This is a genomic window from Salinibacterium sp. dk2585, from assembly GCF_008001035.1.
In the GTDB taxonomy this organism is placed as follows: domain Bacteria; phylum Actinomycetota; class Actinomycetes; order Actinomycetales; family Microbacteriaceae; genus Homoserinimonas.
This window is the reverse complement of sequence record NZ_CP042856.1, coordinates 1-19,189: the sequence shown is the minus strand read 5'-3', so window position 1 is coordinate 19,189 and position 19,189 is coordinate 1. Positions and strand designations below refer to the sequence as shown.

Below are 19,189 nucleotides of genomic sequence, written 5' to 3'. Positions count from 1 at the left end.
CAAGCCCCATCCACGGCTTAAAACGACGATGGCGGTGGGTACAGGCCCACCGCCATCGCGATCCTAGAAAGGACTACTTCGCTGCAACCACCTGGATGGTGATCGTGGCAACGAGGTCGTCACGAAGGCGAACAGTCGCCTCGTGCTCGCCCGTCACCTTGATGGGAGAGGTGATCTCGATCTTGCGCTTGTCGACAGTGCCGAGCCCGGAGGCGGCGACTGCGTCGGCGATGTCGGAGTTCTTGACCGACCCGAAGAGACGACCCTCCTTGCCAGCCTTGATCGCGAGCTTGACCTTGTTGGCCTCAAGCTTGAGCTTGAGGTCCTTGGCCTCCTCGATCGTGGCGTGCTCGCGCGCAGCGCGGGCGGCCTTGATCTGCTCGACCTGCTTCTCGCCACCGCGGCTCCAGTTCACGGCGAGGCCCTGCGGCACAAGGTAGTTGCGGGCGTACCCGTTCTTGACCTCGATGACGTCGCCAGGAGCGCCGAGGCCGGTGACCTCATGCGTCAGAATCAGTTTTGACATTTCGATGCTCCTTAACGGCCCGAGCCGGCGTAGGGAAGCAGTGCCATCTCGCGCGCGTTCTTGACGGCACGTGCGATGAGGCGCTGCTCCTGAACGGAGACACCGGTGATACGGCGAGCGCGGATCTTTCCACGCTCTGAGATGAACTTGCGGAGGGTGGCGACATCCTTGTAGTCGATGACGCCGACGCGAATGGACTTCGCGGGGGCGGCGTTCTTGCCACCCTTGTTGCGGAGGGGCTTGCGGCGGTCGCCGCTGCTCTTTCCTGCCATGGTTATTCCTTAGGGTTTGGTTTCGTGACCGTGCGCCGTGGGCGAGGTCTAGAAGGGTGTCTCGTCGCTGAAGCTGCCCGGGGTGTTCCAGACATCCCCGCCGGAGTTCGCCGACGACGGCGCCGCGGCTGCCCACGGCTCGTCAGCGACAGCTCCACGCTGCCCGCCGAAGCCACCGCCGCCGCCTTCGCGGGACGATGAGGTGCGGGTGACCTGAGCGGTGGCGTAGCGCAGGCTCGGACCGATCTCATCGATCTCGATCTCGAAGCTCGTGCGCTTTTCGCCTTCCTTGGTCTCGTAGGAACGCTGCTTCAAGCGACCGGTGGCGATGACGCGTGAGCCCTTGGTGAGGGATCCCGCGACATGCTCGGCGAACTCGCGCCACACGCTTGCGCGCAGGAAGAGCGCCTCGCCGTCCTTCCACTCATTGCTCGCACGGTCGAACGTGCGAGGAGTGGAGGCGATGGTGAAGTTCGCCACCGCGAGTCCGTTCTGCGTGTACCGCAGCTCCGGGTCGGCGGTGAGGTTGCCCACCACGGTGATCACGGTTTCGCCGGCCATGGGCTACTCGCTCTTCGCGTCGGCGGCCGGTGCGGACTTCGCGGCGGCAGCCTTGCGGGCGGCCTTCTCCTCGGAGAGCTTCGCGGCGGCGGCGACCTGAGCGATCGCTTCTTCTGCGCGGAGCACCTTGGTGCGCATGACGGCCTCGCTGAGCTTGAGCTGACGGTCGAGCTCGACCGTCGCCGCTGCGTTCGCGGTCATCTCGACGACGGCGTAGATGCCCTCGGCCTTCTTGTTGATCTCGTAAGCCAGCCGGCGCTTGCCCCAGACGTCGACCTTGTCGATCGAGCCACCGTCATTGCGAATGACGTTGAGGAACTTGTCCAGGCTGGGTGCCACGGTGCGCTCATCGATCTCGGGATCGAGAATCACCATGAGTTCGTACTGATGCATGACTAACCCACCTCCTTTGGACTAAAAACGGCCACAGACGGTCTGTGACAGGAGGGTATGTGCATGTCGTTGCCTGCGGAGGCCTCGGATCGAGGCGCGCACACAACCTGTCTAGTGTAGTCATGTAATTCCAACCCCAGCAAGGAGCAATATCGTCATGTCGATTCGGGTCGCTATCGCCGGCGTGGGCAACTGTGCCAACTCCCTCATCCAGGGCGTCACCTTCTATAGGGACGCGGACGACGCCGAGACGATCCCAGGACTCATGCACACGCGCTTCGGCCAGTACGCGGTGCGCGACATCGAGTTCGTCGCCGCCTTCGACGTCGACGCAGCCAAGGTGGGCGTCGACCTCGCCGACGCTATGTGGGCGAGCGAGAACAACACGCTGAAGTTCGCTGACGTCGAGCCCACCGGCGTGACGGTGCTGCGCGGCCCGACCCTCGACGGCCTCGGTGAGTTCTACCGCGAGATGGTCGAGGAATCGGATGCCGCACCCGTCGACGTCGCGCAGGCCCTCCGTGACTCGGGTGCCGAAGTGCTCGTCTGCTACCTCCCTGTCGGCTCCGAGGAGGCGGCGAAGCACTACGCACAGGCGGCGATCGATGCGGGCGTCGCGTTCGTCAACGCGCTCCCCGTCTTCATCGCGAGCGACCCGGAGTGGGCGAAGAAGTTCACGGATGCTGGCCTTCCAATCGTGGGCGACGACATCAAGAGCCAGCTCGGCGCGACGATCACACACCGCGTCCTCGCGCGCCTCTTCGAGGAGCGGGGCCTCGTGCTCGACCGCACCTACCAGCTGAACGTCGGCGGCAACATGGACTTCAAGAACATGCTCGAGCGTTCGCGACTCAAGTCGAAGAAGATCTCGAAGACGCAGGCCGTCACGAGCAACGTCGACCAGGAGATCCGCGCGGAGCACGTGCACATCGGCCCGAGCGACCACGTGCCGTGGCTCGACGACCGCAAGCTCGCCTTCGTTCGCCTCGAGGGCCACGGCTTCGGCAACGCGCCCACGAGCCTCGAGTACAAGCTCGAGGTGTGGGACTCGCCGAACTCGGCCGGTGTCATCATCGACGCCGTGCGGGCGGCGAAGCTTGCGCTGGATGCTGGTCACGGCGGACCCGTTGAGGCAGCATCCGCCTACTTCATGAAGTCACCCGCGAAGCAGTACCCCGACCCGGTGGCGCGCGACATGCTCGAGCAGTTCATCCACGACACCGCGAAGTAGCGCGAACGTGGCTTGAGTAGCGACGCGGGAGCGCATCGACACCTGGACTGGTCCGGGTCTCGATACCGCCCTGGCGGGCCTGCTCAAGCAGTGCGCTCGGCCCACCACGCGCGCAACCGGCGCTCAGCCTCCTCCTCGCCGAGGGGGCCTTCGTCGAGCCGCAGCTCGAGCAGGAAGCGGTATGCCTCGCCGACCTCGCGGCCGGGACGGATGCCGAGCATCGCCATGATCTGCTCGCCATCGAGCTCGGGGCGTACGGCCGCGATCTCCTCCTGCTCGGCGAGCTCCTTGATGCGCTGCTCGAGGTCGTCGTAGGCGCGCGCGAGGCGCGAGGCCTTGCGGCGGTTGCGCGTCGTGACGTCGGCGCGGGTCAGTATGTGTAACCGTTCGAGCTGGTTACCGGCGTCGCGCACGTAGCGCCGTACAGCCGAATCCGTCCATGCACCCTCCGTGTAACCGAAGAACCGCAGGTGCAGCTCGATGAGCTTGCTCACCGACTGGATCGTCTCCTTGTCGAAGCGCAGCGCCTTGAGCCGCTTCGTCGCGAGCTTCGCCCCGACGACATCGTGGTGGTGGAAGGTGACGACGCCGCCGCCCTCGACGCGCTTCGTCGCAGGCTTGCCGATGTCGTGTAGCAGGGCCGCTAGGCGGAGCACGAGGTCGGGGGAGGGCTCATGCTTGCGGGAGCCCTCGAGCTCGATCGCCTGGTCGAGCACTGTGAGGCTGTGCTGGTAGACGTCCTTGTGATGGGCGTGCTCATCCACCTGGAGCCGCAGGGCGGGAATCTCTGGCAGCACCTCGTCGGCGAGCCCCGTCTCGACCATGAGCTCGATGCCGGCGCGCGGCGAACCCGTCAGGAGCAGCTTGGTGAGCTCCTCGCTGACTCGCTCCGCCGAGATGATCGAGAGGCGGCCCGCGAGGGCGCCCATCGCGGCGCGCACCTCGTCGGACACGGTGAAGCCGAGTTGTGACGTGAAGCGCGCGGCACGAAGCATCCGGAGCGGGTCGTCACCGAAGGAGACCTCGGGGGCGGCGGGCGTCGAAAGGCGAGCCGCGAGCAGGTCGTCCATGCCGCCGGAGGGGTCGACGAGCTTCTGCTGCGGCAGGCGCAGCGCCATGGCATTGACGGTGAAATCGCGGCGCACGAGGTCCTCGTCGAGGCTCGTGCCGAACTCGACCTCGGGCTTGCGCGTCTCGCCGTCGTAGGCGTCGGTGCGGTAGGTCGTGATCTCGACCGTGTGCCCCTCGACGACGGCCCCGATCGTGCCGAAGGCGCGCCCGATGTCCCACTGGGCGCTCGAGATGGGGGTGACGATCTCGAGGATCCGTTCCGGCCGCGCATCCGTCGTGAAATCGAGGTCGTTGAGCTCACGGCCGAGGAAGGCGTCACGCACAGGACCACCCACGAGCGCGAGTTCGTGGCCCGCCGCTGCGAAGGCGTCGGCGAGGCGGGAGACGTGCGGCGACTCGGCCAGGGCCGCGAGTCGCGTGATTGCCGAGGCGACGCTGTGCATCGGTCAAGACTATCCGCCGCCCGTGGACTGTAGCCGTGGCATCCGCCTGCCTCTCGGCATCTCGGCCATAGAATCGACTGCATGCTGGCCCAGCGCACGATCGGAGCCGGCCGATGCCACTGACTCGTCTCGCCTCACGGTGGGGCGCGGCCCTCCTCGGCGCCGCCCTCGTGCTCAGTGGCTCGGTCGCGTCGTCGGCGACTCCGGATGCCACGCCCTCACAGACCCCTCCGCCCGGCGTCGCCGCAAGCGACGGTTCCCCGACGAGCCTCGTCCTTGCGATGCCCATCGTGGTGCCGGCCGGCACCGCGAGCCTCCTGTCGGGGGAGGAGCTCGAGCTCTACACCTCCCCGACGGGTGTGCTCACGCGCCAGCTGGATGCCGTGATCGACCGCCCTGTCGCGCTCGGTGTCGACCCAAGGATCCTCGCCTCCATCCGCATCCTGGGCACCGGCGCGCCCGAGTCGGCGATTGAGTGGCTCGATCGCCTGCAGGACGCGAGCAATGAGACCTTCTCGCTCGCCTACGCCGACGCCGACGTTGCGGCCCTTAGCCAGGCGGGGATGACCGACCTGTCGGTGCCCACGGATTTCGTGATCGATCCCTCGGTCTTCCCGAATGAGGTGCAGGAGGGCCCGGGCGCCTCGCCGTCCGCATCCCCCGGCGTCTCGCCGAGCCCTTCGCCCACGACGCCAGCGGAGCCGGTCGTGCCGACGGGGGAGGACCTCATCGACCTCCCGTTCACGCTCGGGCCCGTCGTGTGGCCGCGTGACGACACGGTCGTCGGCGCCGACCTTGAGGTCTTTGCGACGCTCGGCGATGCCGTGACCGTGCTCGATTCCAGCAATGCCTCCTACCCACGCGACGCGATCCCCGCATCGGCGAGGGCCGGTGGCCACCGGATCGTTGTGTCGAACAACGACATCTCCGCCTTCCTCCGCGACGCCGTCTCGGCGCCGACAGAGGCCGCCTGGAACTCCTCGATGTCGCAGCTCACCGCCGCCCTCGCCGGGTGGACCGGCGGCTCGGCCACCGTGCTGGCAACGTTCGACCGCGACATCCCGAGCACCGGCAACCGCATCGCGGCAACCCTCACGGAGCTCTCGACGACGCCCGGGATCACCCTCACGACGCTCTCCCGGACCCTCGCGGAAGACCCGGTCGAAATCGGCATCGTCGACCGCCCGGTGTCGGCCGAGCGCATCACCCCGCTGCAGAGCGCCCTCCAGACCATGCCCGCCACCACCGCGTTCGCGAGTGTGCTCGAAGACCCGAGCCTCATCACGGGAGAACAGCGGCGACGGATGTTCACGCTCGCCTCTAACGCCTGGGTCGAGACCTCGGCGGACTGGCAGGGTGCCGTCGAGGAGTTCGTTGCGGGAGCGGCCGAACTTCTCTCCTCCGTGCACGTGCTCGACAGCAGCACGATCAACCTCCTGAGCGACACGGGCGACATCCCGATCACGATCAGCAATACCCTGCCGTACCCGGTCACCGTGAACGTGCAGGTGTGGGCTAACCGTGCCGTGCTCGACGTGCTCGACGACAGTGTGCCGGTGACGATCTCGGCGCAGTCCCAGGCACGCGCCGCCGTGCCGGTGCAGTCGATCGCGAATGGCTCGGCAGTGCTCGTCGTGACCCTCTCGAGCCAGACAGGGGTCTCGATCGGCGCGCCGCTCTATGTCACGACCAATGTGCAGGCGGGATGGGAGACGGCGTTCACCTTCGTCGTCGCCGGCGTCGTGCTGCTCGTGTTTGTCATCGGCATCATTCGGACGGTCGCCCGCCGCCGCCGCGAGGGGCGCGAGGCGCAGTGAGCGAGGCAGGGGAGGAGCCGGGCGGGAAGGCTCAACGCAGCGTCGGCCGTGCGACGGCGCTCCTGGCATCAGGAACGATGGTCAGCCGCGTGCTGGGCTTCGTCAAGGCCATCGTGCTGGCGCAGACGATCGGCCAGGTGGCATCCGCTGCGGCGGACGCCTTCGCGGTGGCAAACCAACTGCCGAACAACATCTATGCGCTCATCGCGGGCGGCGTGCTCGGCGCGGTGCTCGTGCCCCAGATCGTGCGCGCCGGCTTCCATGACGACGGCGGGGCCAGCTTCATCAACAAGCTCGTCACCCTCGGCATCACGGTCTTCCTGGGTGTCACAGTGCTCGCGACGCTGGCCGCTCCCGTGCTCGTCACGCTCTACGTGCAGCAGGCTGATGATGGCGGGCGCGGCTTCTCGAGCGAGGCCCTCGCACTCGCGACCGTGTTCGCCTATTGGTGCCTGCCGCAGATCTTCTTCTACGCGCTCTACAGCCTGCTCGGCGAGGTGCTCAACGCCCGCGGCGCCTTCGGACCCTTCGCCTGGGCACCCGCCCTCAACAACGTCGTCGCAATCGCGGGCCTGATCGCGTTCCAGTTGCTGTTCGGCGGCGCAGAGGTGAACAGCTCCGTGGATGTCTGGACGACCGAGCGCATCGTGGTGCTCGCGGGCAGCGCGACCCTCGGCATCGCAGCACAGGCCCTCGTGCTGCTCTTCTTCTGGCGCAGGGCCGGCATCCGTTACCGTCCCGACTTCCACTGGCGCGGCGTCGGCCTTGCCAAGACGGGGCGTTCGGCCGGGTGGGTCTTCGCGATGATCCTTGTGACCCAGATCGCCGGGCTCGTGCAGACCCGCACCGCAAGCCTCGCCGCCGCGGAGGGCGCGGGCGCCGCGACCCTCGGAAGCTCCTGGCTGATCTTCATGCTCCCGCACTCGGTCATCGCGGTATCGATCGCCACTGTGTTCTTCACCCGCATGAGCGCGAACGCCGGCGCGGGCGACATCCCCGCGGTGAAGGCGGATGTCTCGGCCTCTCTCCGCGCGATCGGCCTCATCATCATGTTCGCCGCCGTCGTGCTCATCGTGGTCGCCGCCCCCTTCGCCCGCATCTTCGAGAGCCGGCACGACAACGTGCTCGCGATGGCCGCCGTCATCGCGGTCTACATGATCGGGCTCGCCCCCTTCAGCGCCGTGTTCGTGCTCCAGCGCACCTTCTACGCCCTCGAGGACACCCGCACGGTCTTCTTCGTCGAGGTCGCGAAGTCGGCGCTCTTCATCGTCGGATTCGTCGCCTGCACCGCCCTCCCGCTCGAATGGATCGGCGTCGGCATCGCGGCGGTCTCCTCCCTGACGTTCTACGCCCAGTTCGCCCTCACCTTCCTCGTGCTGCGGCGCAAGATCGGGGCGCTCGGTGGCCGCCTCCTGCTCGTGCGCCACCTGCAGTACCTCCTCGCAGCGGGCATCTCTGCGGTTGCCGGCGGCATCACGCTGCGCACGCTCGGCGGCTTCGAGGAACGCGCCTTCGCCCTGTCGACCGTGCCAGGGGCCATCGTGTCGATGGCCCTCGTGGCCATCATCATGGGCGTCTTCTACGCTGGCGTGCTCCTGCTGCTGCGGAACCCGGATGTCGCGCTCGTCCGCGATGTCGTGCTGCGTCGCATCCGTCGTTCCTGAGGCCCCTCGTCACCGTCGTCACACCCGGCGATCGCGGAATAGGCGGCGAATAGGATGTGTTGCACCGCATACGACAATCTTCGAAGGGGGGCGCCTTGCGCCAGCTCATCATCATCGGTTCCGGTCCCGCCGGGTACACGGCTGCGATCTACGCCGCCCGCGGTGGCCTGCGCCCGCTGCTCATCGCGAGCTCGGTGGAGGCCGGCGGCGAGCTCATGAACACCACGGATGTCGAGAACTTCCCCGGGTTCCCCGAGGGCATCCTCGGCCCGGACCTCATGGAGAACATGCGCAAGCAGGCTGAGCGCTTCGGCACCGAGATCGTCATGGACGACGTGACCGAGCTCGACCTCTCCAGCAGTGTCAAGACGGTCACCCTCGGGAGCGGTGAGACTCACGAGGCGCTCAGCGTGATCTTCGCAACGGGCTCGGCCTACCGCAAGCTCGGACTGCCCAACGAGGACCGCCTGAGCGGCTACGGCATCTCGTGGTGTGCGACCTGCGATGGCTTCTTCTTCCGCCAGAAGACCATCGCGGTCGTCGGCGGGGGAGACTCGGCGATGGAGGAAGCGACCTTCCTTACGAAGTTCGCCGACAAGGTCTACGTGATCCACCGCAGCGAGGAGCTCCGCGCCTCGAAGGCCATGCAGGATCGCGCTCACTCCGACCCCAAGATCGAGTTTCTCTTCAACAAGCGCGTCGGCGGCATTCTCGGCGAGGAGCGCCTCACGGGCGTGACCCTCGTCGACACGACTGACGGCAGCGAGTCCAAGCTCGACCTCGACGGGCTGTTCATCGCGATCGGCGCCGACCCCCGCACGCACCTTGTGCACGGCCAGCTCGACCTCACGGAGGCCGGCACGATCGCGGTCGATGGTCGCAGCTCGCGTACCTCGGTGCCGGGCGTCTTTGCGGCCGGCGACGTCATCGACCCGACCTACCGGCAGGCCGTCACGGCCGCCGGATCCGGCACGGTCGCGGCGCTCGACGCAGAACACTACCTCGCCTCGCTGCCGCAGAGCAGCGTGGAGGCCGACCCCATCCCTGAGGCCCCGCTCAGCCCCGCCCACGCCTGAATTCCCCCGACGAAAGAGAGAACGACATGTCCAGTGCACGCGATGTGACCGACGCCACCTTCGAAGCCGAGGTGCTCAACTCCGACAAGCCGATCATGGTCGACTTCTGGGCCGAATGGTGTGGCCCCTGCCGCGCCGTCTCCCCCATCCTCGACCAGATCGCATCCGAGCACTCCGACAAGCTCGAGATCGTCAAGCTCAACGTGGACGACAACCCGCAGACAGCCATGAAGTACCAGATCACCTCGATCCCCGCCATGAAGGTGTTCAAGGGCGGCGAGGTCGTGAAGACCGTCATCGGTGCCAAGCCCAAGCCCGCGCTCGAGGCCGACCTCGCGGAGTTCATCGGCTGACTTTCAGAACTCAGGATGTTGCTTTCCTAGTTCAGGAACGAAAGACATGTCCCTGAACTAGGAAAGCAAGCCGAGGGCCCGCCTGCGAAAGCAGTGCGGGCCCTCGTCGCTTAGGCTTGAGTGATTCCAGCACCCTGAGGACAAGGGATCACCATGACGCCGCACGAATCCACATCGGGCGGGTCGAGCACGAGATTCGACCCGTGGTACGACCACTACGCGCACCGGACTGCCGGATTGAGCGCATCCGAGGTTCGAGCGCTCTTCGCAGTCGCATCGCGACCAGAAGTGGTCTCCCTGGCTGGCGGCATGCCCTACGTCTCGGCGCTCTCGCCCGATCTCGTCACGTCATCGCTCGAGCGCGTCATGCGCGATTCCGGCCCCACAGCGCTGCAGTACGGCTCGGGCCAGGGCACTCCCGAACTGCGCGAGCACATCCTGGAGATCATGGCGCTCGAGGGCATCCGGGGCAGCGTCGACGATGTGGTCGTGACGACCGGATCGCAGCAGGCGCTCGACCTCGTCACGAAGCTCTTCATCGATCCGGGCGACGTCATCCTTGCTGAGGCGCCGAGCTATGTCGGCGCCATCGGCGTCTTCCGCTCGTACCAGGCCGAAGTCGCCCACGTCATGATGGACGAAGACGGCCTCATCCCCCAGGCCCTGCGCGAAGCGATTGCTCGCCTTCAGGCCGAGGGCAAGCGCATCAAGCTCCTTTACACGATCCCGACCTTCCACAACCCGGCCGGTGTCACGCTCACCTGGGAGCGCCGCCTCGAGGTCCTCGAGATCTGCAAGGCCAACGACATCCTGGTACTCGAGGACAACCCCTACGGGCTGCTCTACTTCGACACCCCGCCGCCTCACGCCATGCGGTCGATCGAAGAGGACGGCGTCATCTACCTCGGCAGCTTCTCCAAGACCTTCGCCCCCGGCTTCCGGGTGGGCTGGGCGCTCGCACCCCACGCCATCCGCGAGAAGCTGATCCTCGCCAATGAGTCCGCGACCCTGTGCCCAAGCTCTTTCAGCCAGTTCGCGATCACGGAGTATCTCCGCAGTTCCGACTGGAGGGGCCAGATCGACGCCTTCCGTGACGTCTACCGTTCTCGCCGCGACGCCATGCTGACCTCCCTGCAGGAGCACCTGCCCGAAATGGAATGGACAGTCCCCAACGGAGGCTTCTACGTCTGGCTGCGTCTGCCGTCGACGCTTGATTCCAAGGAGATGCTTCCCCGCGCGGTCAAGGAGCTCGTGGCCTACACGCCCGGCACGGCCTTCTTCGCTGATGGCGGCGGCCGCCAGATGATGCGCTTGTCGTTCTGCTACCCCAATGAGGAGACGATTCGCACGGGCATCCGCCGCCTCACCTCCGTCATCAACGGCGAACTCGAGCTGCTCAAGACCTTCGCGACGAGTGCGCCTGCCGTCACGGGGCAGGTCCCCATCGTCGAGCCGATCCACGTCACGAGCCCGCCGCCCAACATCAACTGACGCGCCCTGCAGGCACCGCAAGACCCCGAAGGAACCCCATCGCAATGGACGAGTTCACCCCGAGTTCCGTACTGATCCTCGCTGGCGGCATATCGCACGAGCGGGATGTCTCGCTGCGTTCCGGCCGTCGCATCGCCGACAGCCTTCGTTCCCAGGGGGTCACGGTCGAACTGCGCGATCCGGATGCGTCGCTGTTCGCATACCTTGAATCCCGGCAGCCCGACGTGGTCTGGCCCGCGCTGCACGGTGCCGGGGGAGAGGATGGCTCGCTGCGCGGCCTCCTCGACTTCGTCGGTGTGCCCTTCGTCGGCTCCCGAGCCGACGCGTCTCGGATGGCGTGGGACAAGCCGACAGCAAAAACCCTGGTCAGCCGGGTGGGCGTGTCGACTCCGCGCTCTATCGCTCTCTCGCGTGACACCTTTCGCGACCTCGGGGCGGTCAACGTGCTCGACCGCATATCGGCCGAGCTGAGTGGCCCGGTGGTCGTCAAGCCGGCCCAGGGCGGTTCCGCACAGGGGGTCACGATCGTCGACGACCCGGCTGACCTCGCGACCGCGATGGTGCATGCCTACCGCTACGGTGACGTCGCCCTCGTCGAGCAGAAGATCACCGGCACCGAGATCTCTGTATGCGTCATCGATACGGGTGACGGGCCCGTTGCTGTTCCGCCCGTCGAGATCGAGCCCATTTCCGGGTTCTACAGCTTCGAGGCACGCTACAACGCAGGGGAGACGCGGTTCTACACGCCCGCGCGTATCTCACACGAGGTCGCCGCCCGCGCGTCGGTGGCGGCCATCGCGGCACATGAGACGCTTCGCCTCCGCCACATCTCGCGCATGGACTTCATGGTGGATGGCGCGGGCACGCCGTTCTTCCTCGAGGCGAGCGTCATGCCTGGCCTGACTGAGACGTCACTGTTCCCCCGCGCCTTAGAGGTCGCAGGACACGATGTGGGCTGGGCGTACCTCGCGCTCTGCCAGGCAGCACTCCGCGACGCGCGCGGATAAATCCCTGGTCAGCGCAGGAATCGCGGCTACTGGAAGCCGGGATCTCCCAATTCGCCGAGGATGCGGTTGAGGTCTCCCACGGTCGCAAAGTCGATCACGATCGAGCCCTTCTTCGCGCCCAGGGTGACCTTGACCCGCGTGTCGAGTCGATCGCCGAGGCGTTCAGCAATTTCGTCGAGTTGACCATGGCGACCGCCGCGGGTGGGGTTAGTGGCGCGCTTAGGTTTGTTCGAGAGTTGGCCAGCCGCCGCTTCGGCAGACCGCACCGACAGGTCCTCGTTGATGATCTTGTCGGCCAGTCGCTCCATCGCCTCAGGCTCACCGGTCGACAGGATCGCGCGGGCATGGCCGGCGCTGAGCACTCCCGCGGCGACACGCTGCTGCACGCTCTCCGGGAGGCGAAGCAGCCGGAGGGTGTTGGTGATCTGTGGGCGGGAACGACCGATCCTCTCGGCCAACTGCTCCTGCGTGATGCCGAAATCTGAAAGGAGCTGCTGGTAGGCCGACGCCTCTTCAAGCGGATTGAGGTTCGCGCGGTGCAGGTTCTCGAGGAGCGCATCGCGGAGCATGGCGTCATCCGCGGTGTTCTTGATGACGGCGGGGATGCTGTCGAGCCCGAGATGCTTGGTGGCCCGCAGTCGGCGCTCGCCCATGACGAGTTCATATTCGGGCCCATCGGGGTCGGCATCCGCAATTGGCCGCACAACGATCGGCTGGAGCACGCCAAACTCGCGAATCGAGTGGATCAGCTCGTCGAGTTCTTCCTGCACAAAGACATGGCGCGGCTGGTTGGCGTTGGGGACGACCTTCTTGGGGTCGATGCTGGCAAGACGCGCTCCCGGCACCTCTGCGAGACCGGGAATTTCTTCCTCGGTGCTCGCGGGACGCGCGTTGGAAGGAAAGAACACGTCGACTGGTCGAGCCGGCGAACCTTCATCGGTGGGAATGAGGGCGCCGATGCCGCGGCCGAGTCCCGTGCGCTTTGCTGCCATTGGTGTTTCCGTTCGTCCTGGTCTTGCTTTGTGATTCTTCGGGCCGGCCGCTATTTGGCGGCGCTGGTGCTCTCGGGAGCCCCCCGTCGGGCGATCTCCGCGGCCGCTTCAAGATAGGAGATCGAACCCGGCGAGTTGGTGTCGTAGCTGATGACACTGAGCCCAAAGCTCGGCGCTTCGCTGATTCTTACAGATCTGGGGATGGGCGTGGCGAGCACTTCGGCGGGGAAGTGCTGTCGCACGTCATCCGCCACCTGGTTGGACAGGTTCGTGCGCGAGTCATACATCGTGAGCAGGATCGTCGAGACGACAAGTTCGGGATTGAGGTGTCGTTCGATGAGCTTGATGTTGTTGAGCAGTTGGCTGAGTCCCTCGAGTGCGTAGTACTCGCACTGGATCGGGATCAGTACCTCACGCGCGGCAACGAACGCATTGATCGTCAGCAGTCCGAGGGAGGGAGGGCAATCGATGAAGACGTAGTGGAAGGGTTCTTCGGTTTCGCTCAGAAACTTGTCGAGCGCAGAACGCAGGCGCTGCTCGCGGGCAACGAGGGACACAAGCTCGATCTCTGCGCCAGCCAGATGAATCGTGGCCGGAAGGCAGTACAGCTCTCCGCCTTCAGTGCTCTTCTTCACGACATTCGCGATTTCGACGTCATTGACGATGACGTCGTAGACGCTCACGGTGTCGGAGCGGTGTTCAACACCCAGTGCGGTCGACGCGTTACCCTGGGGATCAAGGTCGATCACCAGTACGCGAGCACCATTCTTGGCGAGGGCGGCTGCGAGGTTCACCGTGGTCGTGGTCTTGCCGACCCCGCCCTTCTGGTTCGCGACGGTGATCACCCGCGTCGTTCCTGGCAGGGGGAGCTCCTCGGCCTCAAGCGCGCGTCTGCGGCGGGTGATCTCAGACAGTTCGCGGGCCAGGGGAGTGTCGGCGAAGCCTCCGAGCGCGGAGGGTGACGAAGCCTTCTTCGCCTTCGGCTCGCTCGCGGAAGCGGGTGCCTTGCTCGGACTGTCCATGGCGTTGGCAGTGGCGGAATCGACCGCGCCGCCCAGTTCTCGCACGACGTCCCCGCTACCACTCACCGCAAATGCAGACTCCAGTTCCTCGCGGGCACGCTGGTCGAGCTCGGGACTGCCGCTGCCGTTGTCGTGATGTTTCACGTGAAACCTTCTGGTCTATCGAGGGAAGTGTGTCATGCATACCGCGTCGGGTTCGCGTCAGTTCGCGCCGTCCCGGCCGGTGCTCGCGGAGTCCGGGAGCCAGGAAAGGGTCAATCCACTGTAGCCCGAAACACCCGCGTGGGTTCCGTGCCGAGGTCCTCGCCCAGTACGAGCACTTCGATGTCATGCAGGCGATGGCGGCGGATGACCTTCGATGCCGCCTCGATCTCCTTGTCCACGCTCGCTCCCTTGAAGAACAGGACTTCGCCTCCCGACTTCATGAGTGGCGCCACGAGGGGAATGAGCTTACTGAGCGCGCTCACAGCGCGAGCGGTCGCTTGGTCAAGCCACGGGCTGAGCTTCGCTTCCTCTGCGCGTGCCCGCATGACCTCAACGTTGCCGAGGCCGAGTGCCGAGACCTGCTCGTTCAGCCACGCGACACGCCTCTCCATGGGTTCGATCAGGACGAAATCGACGTCGGGACGAGCAATTGCCAGCGCGATGCCAGGGAGTCCTGCGCCGCTGCCGATGTCACCGACACGGCCCGGGCGGAGAAGCGGGGCCATGAGCGCTGAGTTCACGACGTGCCGTGTCCACAGGCGGGGGAGTTCGAGCGGTCCGATGAGGCCCAACTCCTCGCCCCGTTGCCCGAGGTCGGCCACAAAACTCCGGGCAAGTTCTATGCGATCACCGAACAGCGCCGCGGCAGCCTCCGGCTCGCGCTCAATGTTGGTGTCAGGCATATCCATCCTTCGTCGTCGCAATCAATCTCGATTCCGGATCCAAGCTATGTTTCACGTGAAACCTTGCCGCCGCATCGATAAGGCTTTCGCAGCACCCCACATAAGCAGACGTTTCACGTAACACTTCAGGCCGCGGAGCTACTACGACCCAACTTGAGATGTTTCACGTGAAACATGAGGCAGCCTAGGCCCGACGAACCACCGTGTGGCGGTCGCGGCCCTCGCCCTCCGACTCCGAGGTGAAGCCTTTCTCGGCCACGATGTCGTGCACGAGCTTGCGCTCATAGGACGACATGGGCGGCAGCGCTGCGGACGTAGCGCCAGCCTCGATGCGCTCGACCGCACGCTCGACAAGGTCCGCTAGTTCCTTCTGGCGCGCCTCGCGTGATCCGCCCACGTCGAGGATCAGACGCGAGAAGCTTCCGGTCTTGGTCTGCACGGCGATGCGCGTGAGTTCCTGCAGAGCGTTCACCGTCTCGGTCTTGGCAAGTACTCGGAGGTTGCTGTCTTCGGCGGATGTCACCGATACATACGCACGCCCACCACGCACATCGATCTCGATGTCCCCATCGAGGTCAGTGATATCGAGCAACTCCTCGATGTAATCGGCGGCGATGTCGCCTTCTTCTTCGAGCTCGGTCACGGAGCTCGCCGTCTGCTGGACGCCATCCGCTTCGATGGTTGCTTCATTCACGGGGACGATGTTGTCAGTCACGAATGCCTACTTCTTCTTCTTTTTACGGTTCTTGGGGTTGACGGGCTGCTGGCGCTGCGCCGGCTTGGGCTTCTCGACGGCAGGCTTCTCGTCTTCGACGATCGTGATGCCGCGACGCTGCGCCTTCTTGGCCAGACGCGCCTCGCGGGCGAGCGCTGCTTCACTGCCAGGGGTCGGCATGTTCCGGATGACGATGAACTGCTGCACCATCGTCCAGATGTTCGAAACGAGCCAGTAGAACATGACGCCGAGGGGGAAGGTGAAGCCGGAGAACAGGAAGACGAGGGGGAGGATATACAGCAGGATTCGCTGCTGCTTGAACATCGGACTGTTCTTCATCTCGGGCGACTGGTTCTTCGACATGATCTGCAGCTGCGTGATGAACTGCGACGCCGTCATGAGGATGACCATGATCGACGCGATGACGATGACGGTCCAGTTTCCGTCGGCAGTGCTAATGGCGAGTTTGAGTGGCGCACCCAGGAACACCGACTCACCGAAGGAGGTGGAGAGCTTCTCGTTGAGTAGGCCGACGCCGACGCCATTGTGCTGCGCATTCTGCAGCACGGAGAAGAGACCGAAGAAGATCGGCATCTGGATGAGGAGAGGGAGGCAGGAGCTGAGCGGGTTCGTTCCCGTCTTCTTATAGAGCTCCATCGTCTCGCGCGACATTGCCTCACGCGAGAACTGGTCCTTCTTGCCCCGGTACTTGTCCTGGATCTTCTTCAGTTGGGGAGAGACCTCGAGCATCCGGCGCTGACTCTTGATCTGCCGCACAAATAGCGGAATGAGCAGCGCCCTCACCACCAGCACGAGGCCGACGATCGACAGCACCCAGGTCACACCATCGTCAGGGTCGAGCCCGATCGCCGTCAAGACGGTGTGGAACGCGACGAGGATCGCCTCGATCGCCCATTTGATCGGCCAGAGAATCGCGCCTATGAAATCCATGTGCTGGATCAGACCTTTCGTTGGTGCATGTGGTGAACAGGGGAGTGGTGCTCGAGATCCAGCACGAAACCCCAACGACTGAGACGCACTGCATGAGTGCCGTGGGGTGGGACGTCATCAACACCGCCGGCTGCCCACGGATGACAGCGCGCCAGCCGAAGCGAGCCGAGGCCAATGCCCTTGACGACCCCGTGAACCCGGATGGCTTCAAGCGCGTAGGCCGAGCATGAGGGGTAGTAGCGGCACACATCCCCATAGAGAGGAGAGATAACTGCCCGGTAGACGTGCAAGATCGCCACGCACACATTGCGCGGAAGCAACCAGAGCAGACGCAGCGCCCTCATCGTGCACCGCTGAGTGGCGTCGAAGAAGCGAGGAGGGCCTTGCTTCTTTCGAGCAGGCGCAGGACATCGCTCTCAAGCTCCTGGAACCCGGCCGTCGCAGATGCCGGATGGGCGCGGATGACGGCGTCGACACGAGCATTACTCTCCTCTGCAGAGAGCGCGGTGTGACAGATGGCCTTCAGGCGACGGCGCACCCGGTTGCGGGTAACAGCATTGCCAACTGCCTTCGAGACGATGAACCCGAAGCGAGAGGTCTCACCGGAAGAACCCATGAGCACATATACGGTCATGAGTTCACTCGACGCCCGCCGACCTCGCCGGACAGTACGTCGATAATCGGCGGCGCTGACGAGCCGCTCGGCTCGAGCCAGCACCGAACCGGACCGGTCGTGACTAAGCGGAGAGCTCGGTGCGGCCCTTGCGGCGACGCGCGTTGAGGATCGCGCGTCCGGCACGGGTGCGCATGCGCAGGCGGAAACCGTGCACCTTGGCACGACGGCGGTTGTTCGGCTGGAACGTTCTCTTGCTCATGGTGGGATCTCCGCAGGTGGGTGAAAAAAATCGATGTCGTGCATTCGTTCACGCCAGTGAGCGCACTCACGAGAGCGTGGAATGACGAATGTGCCGGAAGGCAGAAGTCAACTGCTTAAAAATACGTTCTTTCTTGGCATCGGTCAAACCGCGCACAGCAACCTGTCATTATCCACATCACGAAATGGTGCTTGTGGATGACCCGCCGAGACAAACTAAGGTGGTGTGACTGCACAGGCAGTGGATAACCCTGTGTATAACTGCGACAGTGACACCGCGCACAGCACGGGCCCGCAGGAACCTTAGACCGTGGATGGGGGAGGAAGCGCCGGATGACCGATTCAGTCGATCCTACGCAGGGAGCCTGGCAAAGAATCGTTGACACCCTGCGCAACGACGACCGAATCACGCCGCAGCTTCAGGGCTTCCTGAGCCTGGCGGAACCTCGCGGAATCATGGCTGGCACCCTCTACCTCGAGGTGCCGAATGACCTCACCCGGGGGATGCTTGAGCAGCGCATCCGAATTCCACTCCTGAACGCGATCGCCGATCTCGACGGCGCCTGGGAACTCAACAACTTCGCGATCGTCGTGAACCCGGAGATCTCGCACGTCACAATGGCCCATGCCGAGGAGATCGACGAGCAGCCCCTCATGGAGCCGGCTCCGTCGACCCCAGCTCCCGACACGGGACGACGTTCTGATTCACGACTCAACCCCAAGTACAACTTCGACAACTTCGTCATCGGTGGCTCGAACCGCTTCGCCCACGCCGCCGCCGTCGCGGTCGCGGAGGCTCCCGCCAAGGCCTACAACCCCCTCTTCATCTACGGCGATTCCGGTCTTGGCAAGACTCACCTCCTGCACGCGATCGGCCACTATGCCGAGAGCCTGTACCCGGGCATCCGTGTTCGCTACGTGAGCTCCGAGGAGTTCACGAACGACTTCATCAACTCGATCGCCAACAACAGGGCATCCGTCTTCCAGTCGCGCTATCGCGACATCGACATCCTGCTGATCGACGACATCCAGTTCCTGCAGGGCAAGGACTCGACGCAAGAAGCGTTCTTCCACACCTTCAACACGCTGCACGACCACAACAAGCAGGTGGTCATCACGAGCGACCTGCCGCCCAAGCACCTGACGGGCTTCGAAGACCGGATGCGCTCCCGCTTCGAGTGGGGACTCATCACGGATGTGCAGGCGCCCGACCTCGAGACCCGCATCGCGATCCTCCGCAAGAAGGCGCAGAGTGAGCGTCTCCAGGTGCCCGACGACATCCTCGAGTACATGGCGTCGAAGGTCTCATCGAACATCCGCGAGCTCGAGGGAACCCTCATCAGGGTCACGGCGTTCTCCAGTCTCAACAAGACGCCGGTCGATCTCTCGCTCGTACAGACGGTGTTGAAGGACCTCATCACGCTCGACGATGACAACGTGATCGCGCCGGTGGAGATCATCAACCACACGGCTGCCTACTTCAAGCTCTCCGTCGACGATCTCTATGGTTCATCGCGCTCCCAGGCGGTCGCGACGGCCAGGCAGATCGCGATGTATCTCTGCCGGGAGATGACCAACCTGTCGCTGCCTAAGATCGGGCAGCTCTTCGGCGGCCGGGACCACACGACGGTCATGTATGCCAATAAGAAGATCACGGAGCTCATGAAGGAGCGCCGTTCGATCTACAACCAGGTGACCGAGCTCACGAGCCGCATCAAGCAGAACCACCGCTTCTCGAGTTAAGCGAGGGCGTTCCGCTTTCCACATCTCGTCCGCAAGCGCGCGCGATAGCAGAACTCGGCGCGCCTTCTCAACATGTGGAAAGCCTGTGGATAACTGTGGA

Annotated in this window: 21 protein-coding genes; 8 read left to right on the top strand and 13 right to left on the bottom strand. The window is 64.9% G+C overall.

What is annotated here, in order from left to right; all coding sequences use genetic code 11:
- Positions 1 to 73: 73 nt before the first annotated feature.
- From rplI to rpsF, 4 genes are read right to left on the bottom strand one after another with little or no spacing between them, the layout of a single operon-like run.
- A complete protein-coding gene (gene rplI, locus FVA74_RS00105; protein ID WP_147719763.1) occupies positions 74 to 526 on the bottom strand; it encodes a 50S ribosomal protein L9 in 453 nt (150 codons plus the stop codon).
- A gap of 11 nt (positions 527 to 537) precedes the next feature.
- Positions 538 to 798 (bottom strand): 30S ribosomal protein S18, encoded by a 261-nt coding sequence (gene rpsR, locus FVA74_RS00100; protein WP_147719762.1) that lies wholly within the window; start codon positions 796 to 798, stop codon positions 538 to 540.
- 48 nt (positions 799 to 846) lie between these two features.
- Positions 847 to 1,359: a single-stranded DNA-binding protein gene (locus FVA74_RS00095; protein WP_147719761.1), complete on the bottom strand. Its 513-nt coding sequence runs from the start codon at positions 1,357 to 1,359 to the stop codon at positions 847 to 849.
- A gap of 3 nt (positions 1,360 to 1,362) precedes the next feature.
- On the bottom strand, positions 1,363 to 1,752 hold the full coding sequence (gene rpsF, locus FVA74_RS00090; protein ID WP_147719760.1) for a 30S ribosomal protein S6: 390 nt from the start codon (positions 1,750 to 1,752) through the stop codon (positions 1,363 to 1,365).
- Positions 1,753 to 1,909: 157 nt separating this feature from the next.
- Between rpsF and FVA74_RS00085 the strand changes: the two genes are divergently transcribed.
- On the top strand, positions 1,910 to 2,983 hold the full coding sequence (locus FVA74_RS00085; RefSeq protein ID WP_147719759.1) for an inositol-3-phosphate synthase: 1,074 nt from the start codon (positions 1,910 to 1,912) through the stop codon (positions 2,981 to 2,983).
- Positions 2,984 to 3,066: 83 nt separating this feature from the next.
- On the opposite strand, the gene FVA74_RS00080 is transcribed toward FVA74_RS00085, so the two are convergent.
- The gene (locus FVA74_RS00080) at positions 3,067 to 4,497 is read right to left on the bottom strand and encodes a CCA tRNA nucleotidyltransferase (protein WP_147719758.1); all 1,431 of its coding nucleotides are present in this window, start codon (positions 4,495 to 4,497) and stop codon (positions 3,067 to 3,069) included.
- 113 nt (positions 4,498 to 4,610) lie between these two features.
- On the opposite strand from FVA74_RS00080, the gene FVA74_RS00075 reads away from it, so the two are divergent.
- The 6 genes from FVA74_RS00075 to FVA74_RS00050 all read left to right on the top strand — a co-directional run bounded on the left by FVA74_RS00075 (position 4,611) and on the right by FVA74_RS00050 (position 11,905).
- The gene (locus FVA74_RS00075; RefSeq protein WP_147719757.1) at positions 4,611 to 6,314 is read left to right on the top strand and encodes a DUF6049 family protein; all 1,704 of its coding nucleotides are present in this window, start codon (positions 4,611 to 4,613) and stop codon (positions 6,312 to 6,314) included.
- Entirely contained in the window at positions 6,311 to 7,978 is a 1,668-nt protein-coding gene (murJ, locus tag FVA74_RS00070; RefSeq protein WP_240792254.1) for a murein biosynthesis integral membrane protein MurJ, read from the top strand. The genes FVA74_RS00075 and murJ overlap by 4 nt, the downstream gene beginning before the upstream one ends.
- 95 nt (positions 7,979 to 8,073) lie before the next feature.
- Entirely contained in the window at positions 8,074 to 9,054 is a 981-nt protein-coding gene (gene trxB / locus FVA74_RS00065; protein WP_147719755.1) for a thioredoxin-disulfide reductase, read from the top strand.
- 26 nt (positions 9,055 to 9,080) lie between these two features.
- Positions 9,081 to 9,407 (top strand): thioredoxin, encoded by a 327-nt coding sequence (gene trxA, locus FVA74_RS00060; protein WP_147719754.1) that lies wholly within the window; start codon positions 9,081 to 9,083, stop codon positions 9,405 to 9,407.
- A 153-nt stretch (positions 9,408 to 9,560) separates the two neighbouring features.
- Positions 9,561 to 10,898 carry a PLP-dependent aminotransferase family protein gene (locus FVA74_RS00055; RefSeq protein WP_147719753.1) on the top strand — a complete coding sequence of 446 codons (1,338 nt, stop codon included), beginning with the start codon at positions 9,561 to 9,563 and terminating at the stop codon, positions 10,896 to 10,898.
- Positions 10,899 to 10,942: 44 nt separating this feature from the next.
- The gene (locus FVA74_RS00050; protein ID WP_147719752.1) at positions 10,943 to 11,905 is read left to right on the top strand and encodes a D-alanine--D-alanine ligase; all 963 of its coding nucleotides are present in this window, start codon (positions 10,943 to 10,945) and stop codon (positions 11,903 to 11,905) included.
- Positions 11,906 to 11,931: 26 nt separating this feature from the next.
- On the opposite strand, the gene FVA74_RS00045 is transcribed toward FVA74_RS00050, so the two are convergent.
- From FVA74_RS00045 to rpmH, 8 genes are all read right to left on the bottom strand, one after another.
- Positions 11,932 to 12,897, bottom strand: coding sequence for a ParB/RepB/Spo0J family partition protein (locus FVA74_RS00045; protein WP_147719751.1), 966 nt, complete (start codon positions 12,895 to 12,897; stop codon positions 11,932 to 11,934).
- Between the two features lie 50 nt (positions 12,898 to 12,947).
- Entirely contained in the window at positions 12,948 to 13,919 is a 972-nt protein-coding gene (locus tag FVA74_RS00040; protein ID WP_147722981.1) for a ParA family protein, read from the bottom strand.
- A 254-nt stretch (positions 13,920 to 14,173) separates the two neighbouring features.
- Positions 14,174 to 14,806: a 16S rRNA (guanine(527)-N(7))-methyltransferase RsmG gene (rsmG, locus tag FVA74_RS00035; RefSeq protein WP_147719750.1), complete on the bottom strand. Its 633-nt coding sequence runs from the start codon at positions 14,804 to 14,806 to the stop codon at positions 14,174 to 14,176.
- A 184-nt stretch (positions 14,807 to 14,990) separates the two neighbouring features.
- Positions 14,991 to 15,485: a R3H domain-containing nucleic acid-binding protein gene (locus FVA74_RS00030; RefSeq protein ID WP_240792374.1), complete on the bottom strand. Its 495-nt coding sequence runs from the start codon at positions 15,483 to 15,485 to the stop codon at positions 14,991 to 14,993.
- 42 nt (positions 15,486 to 15,527) lie between these two features.
- Positions 15,528 to 16,472, bottom strand: a complete 945-nt coding sequence (gene yidC / locus FVA74_RS00025) for a membrane protein insertase YidC (RefSeq protein ID WP_147719748.1) — start codon at positions 16,470 to 16,472, stop codon at positions 15,528 to 15,530.
- 8 nt (positions 16,473 to 16,480) lie between these two features.
- Positions 16,481 to 16,816, bottom strand: coding sequence for a membrane protein insertion efficiency factor YidD (yidD, locus tag FVA74_RS00020; protein ID WP_147719747.1), 336 nt, complete (start codon positions 16,814 to 16,816; stop codon positions 16,481 to 16,483).
- Positions 16,813 to 17,190, bottom strand: coding sequence for a ribonuclease P protein component (gene rnpA, locus FVA74_RS00015; RefSeq protein WP_147719746.1), 378 nt, complete (start codon positions 17,188 to 17,190; stop codon positions 16,813 to 16,815). The genes yidD and rnpA overlap by 4 nt, the downstream gene beginning before the upstream one ends.
- A 19-nt stretch (positions 17,191 to 17,209) precedes the next feature.
- Positions 17,210 to 17,347 (bottom strand): 50S ribosomal protein L34, encoded by a 138-nt coding sequence (rpmH, locus tag FVA74_RS00010; RefSeq protein WP_147719745.1) that lies wholly within the window; start codon positions 17,345 to 17,347, stop codon positions 17,210 to 17,212.
- 332 nt (positions 17,348 to 17,679) lie between these two features.
- Here rpmH and dnaA point away from each other — a divergent pair, with 332 nt between their 5' ends.
- On the top strand, positions 17,680 to 19,089 hold the full coding sequence (dnaA, locus tag FVA74_RS00005; RefSeq protein WP_147719744.1) for a chromosomal replication initiator protein DnaA: 1,410 nt from the start codon (positions 17,680 to 17,682) through the stop codon (positions 19,087 to 19,089).
- The last annotated feature ends 100 nt before the right edge of the window (positions 19,090 to 19,189 follow it).

Bases quoted from the DNA above. Each gene is read 5' to 3' on its own strand.
- FVA74_RS00095 (WP_147719761.1), bottom strand. From the start codon at position 1,359: ATGGCCGGCGAAACCGTGATCACCGTGGTGGGCAACCTCACCGCCGAC.
- FVA74_RS00055 (WP_147719753.1), top strand. From the start codon at position 9,561: ATGACGCCGCACGAATCCACATCGGGCGGGTCGAGCACGAGATTCGAC.
- rpmH (WP_147719745.1), bottom strand. From the start codon at position 17,347: ATGAGCAAGAGAACGTTCCAGCCGAACAACCGCCGTCGTGCCAAGGTG.
- FVA74_RS00050 (WP_147719752.1), top strand. From the start codon at position 10,943: ATGGACGAGTTCACCCCGAGTTCCGTACTGATCCTCGCTGGCGGCATA.
- rpsR (WP_147719762.1), bottom strand. From the start codon at position 798: ATGGCAGGAAAGAGCAGCGGCGACCGCCGCAAGCCCCTCCGCAACAAG.
- FVA74_RS00045 (WP_147719751.1), bottom strand. From the start codon at position 12,897: ATGGCAGCAAAGCGCACGGGACTCGGCCGCGGCATCGGCGCCCTCATT.
- trxA (WP_147719754.1), top strand. From the start codon at position 9,081: ATGTCCAGTGCACGCGATGTGACCGACGCCACCTTCGAAGCCGAGGTG.
- rsmG (WP_147719750.1), bottom strand. From the start codon at position 14,806: ATGCCTGACACCAACATTGAGCGCGAGCCGGAGGCTGCCGCGGCGCTG.
- yidD (WP_147719747.1), bottom strand. From the start codon at position 16,816: ATGAGGGCGCTGCGTCTGCTCTGGTTGCTTCCGCGCAATGTGTGCGTG.
- FVA74_RS00040 (WP_147722981.1), bottom strand. From the start codon at position 13,919: ATGGACAGTCCGAGCAAGGCACCCGCTTCCGCGAGCGAGCCGAAGGCG.
- FVA74_RS00080 (WP_147719758.1), bottom strand. From the start codon at position 4,497: ATGCACAGCGTCGCCTCGGCAATCACGCGACTCGCGGCCCTGGCCGAG.
- FVA74_RS00075 (WP_147719757.1), top strand. From the start codon at position 4,611: ATGCCACTGACTCGTCTCGCCTCACGGTGGGGCGCGGCCCTCCTCGGC.
- yidC (WP_147719748.1), bottom strand. From the start codon at position 16,472: ATGGATTTCATAGGCGCGATTCTCTGGCCGATCAAATGGGCGATCGAG.
- rplI (WP_147719763.1), bottom strand. From the start codon at position 526: ATGTCAAAACTGATTCTGACGCATGAGGTCACCGGCCTCGGCGCTCCT.
- FVA74_RS00085 (WP_147719759.1), top strand. From the start codon at position 1,910: ATGTCGATTCGGGTCGCTATCGCCGGCGTGGGCAACTGTGCCAACTCC.
- dnaA (WP_147719744.1), top strand. From the start codon at position 17,680: ATGACCGATTCAGTCGATCCTACGCAGGGAGCCTGGCAAAGAATCGTT.
- rpsF (WP_147719760.1), bottom strand. From the start codon at position 1,752: ATGCATCAGTACGAACTCATGGTGATTCTCGATCCCGAGATCGATGAG.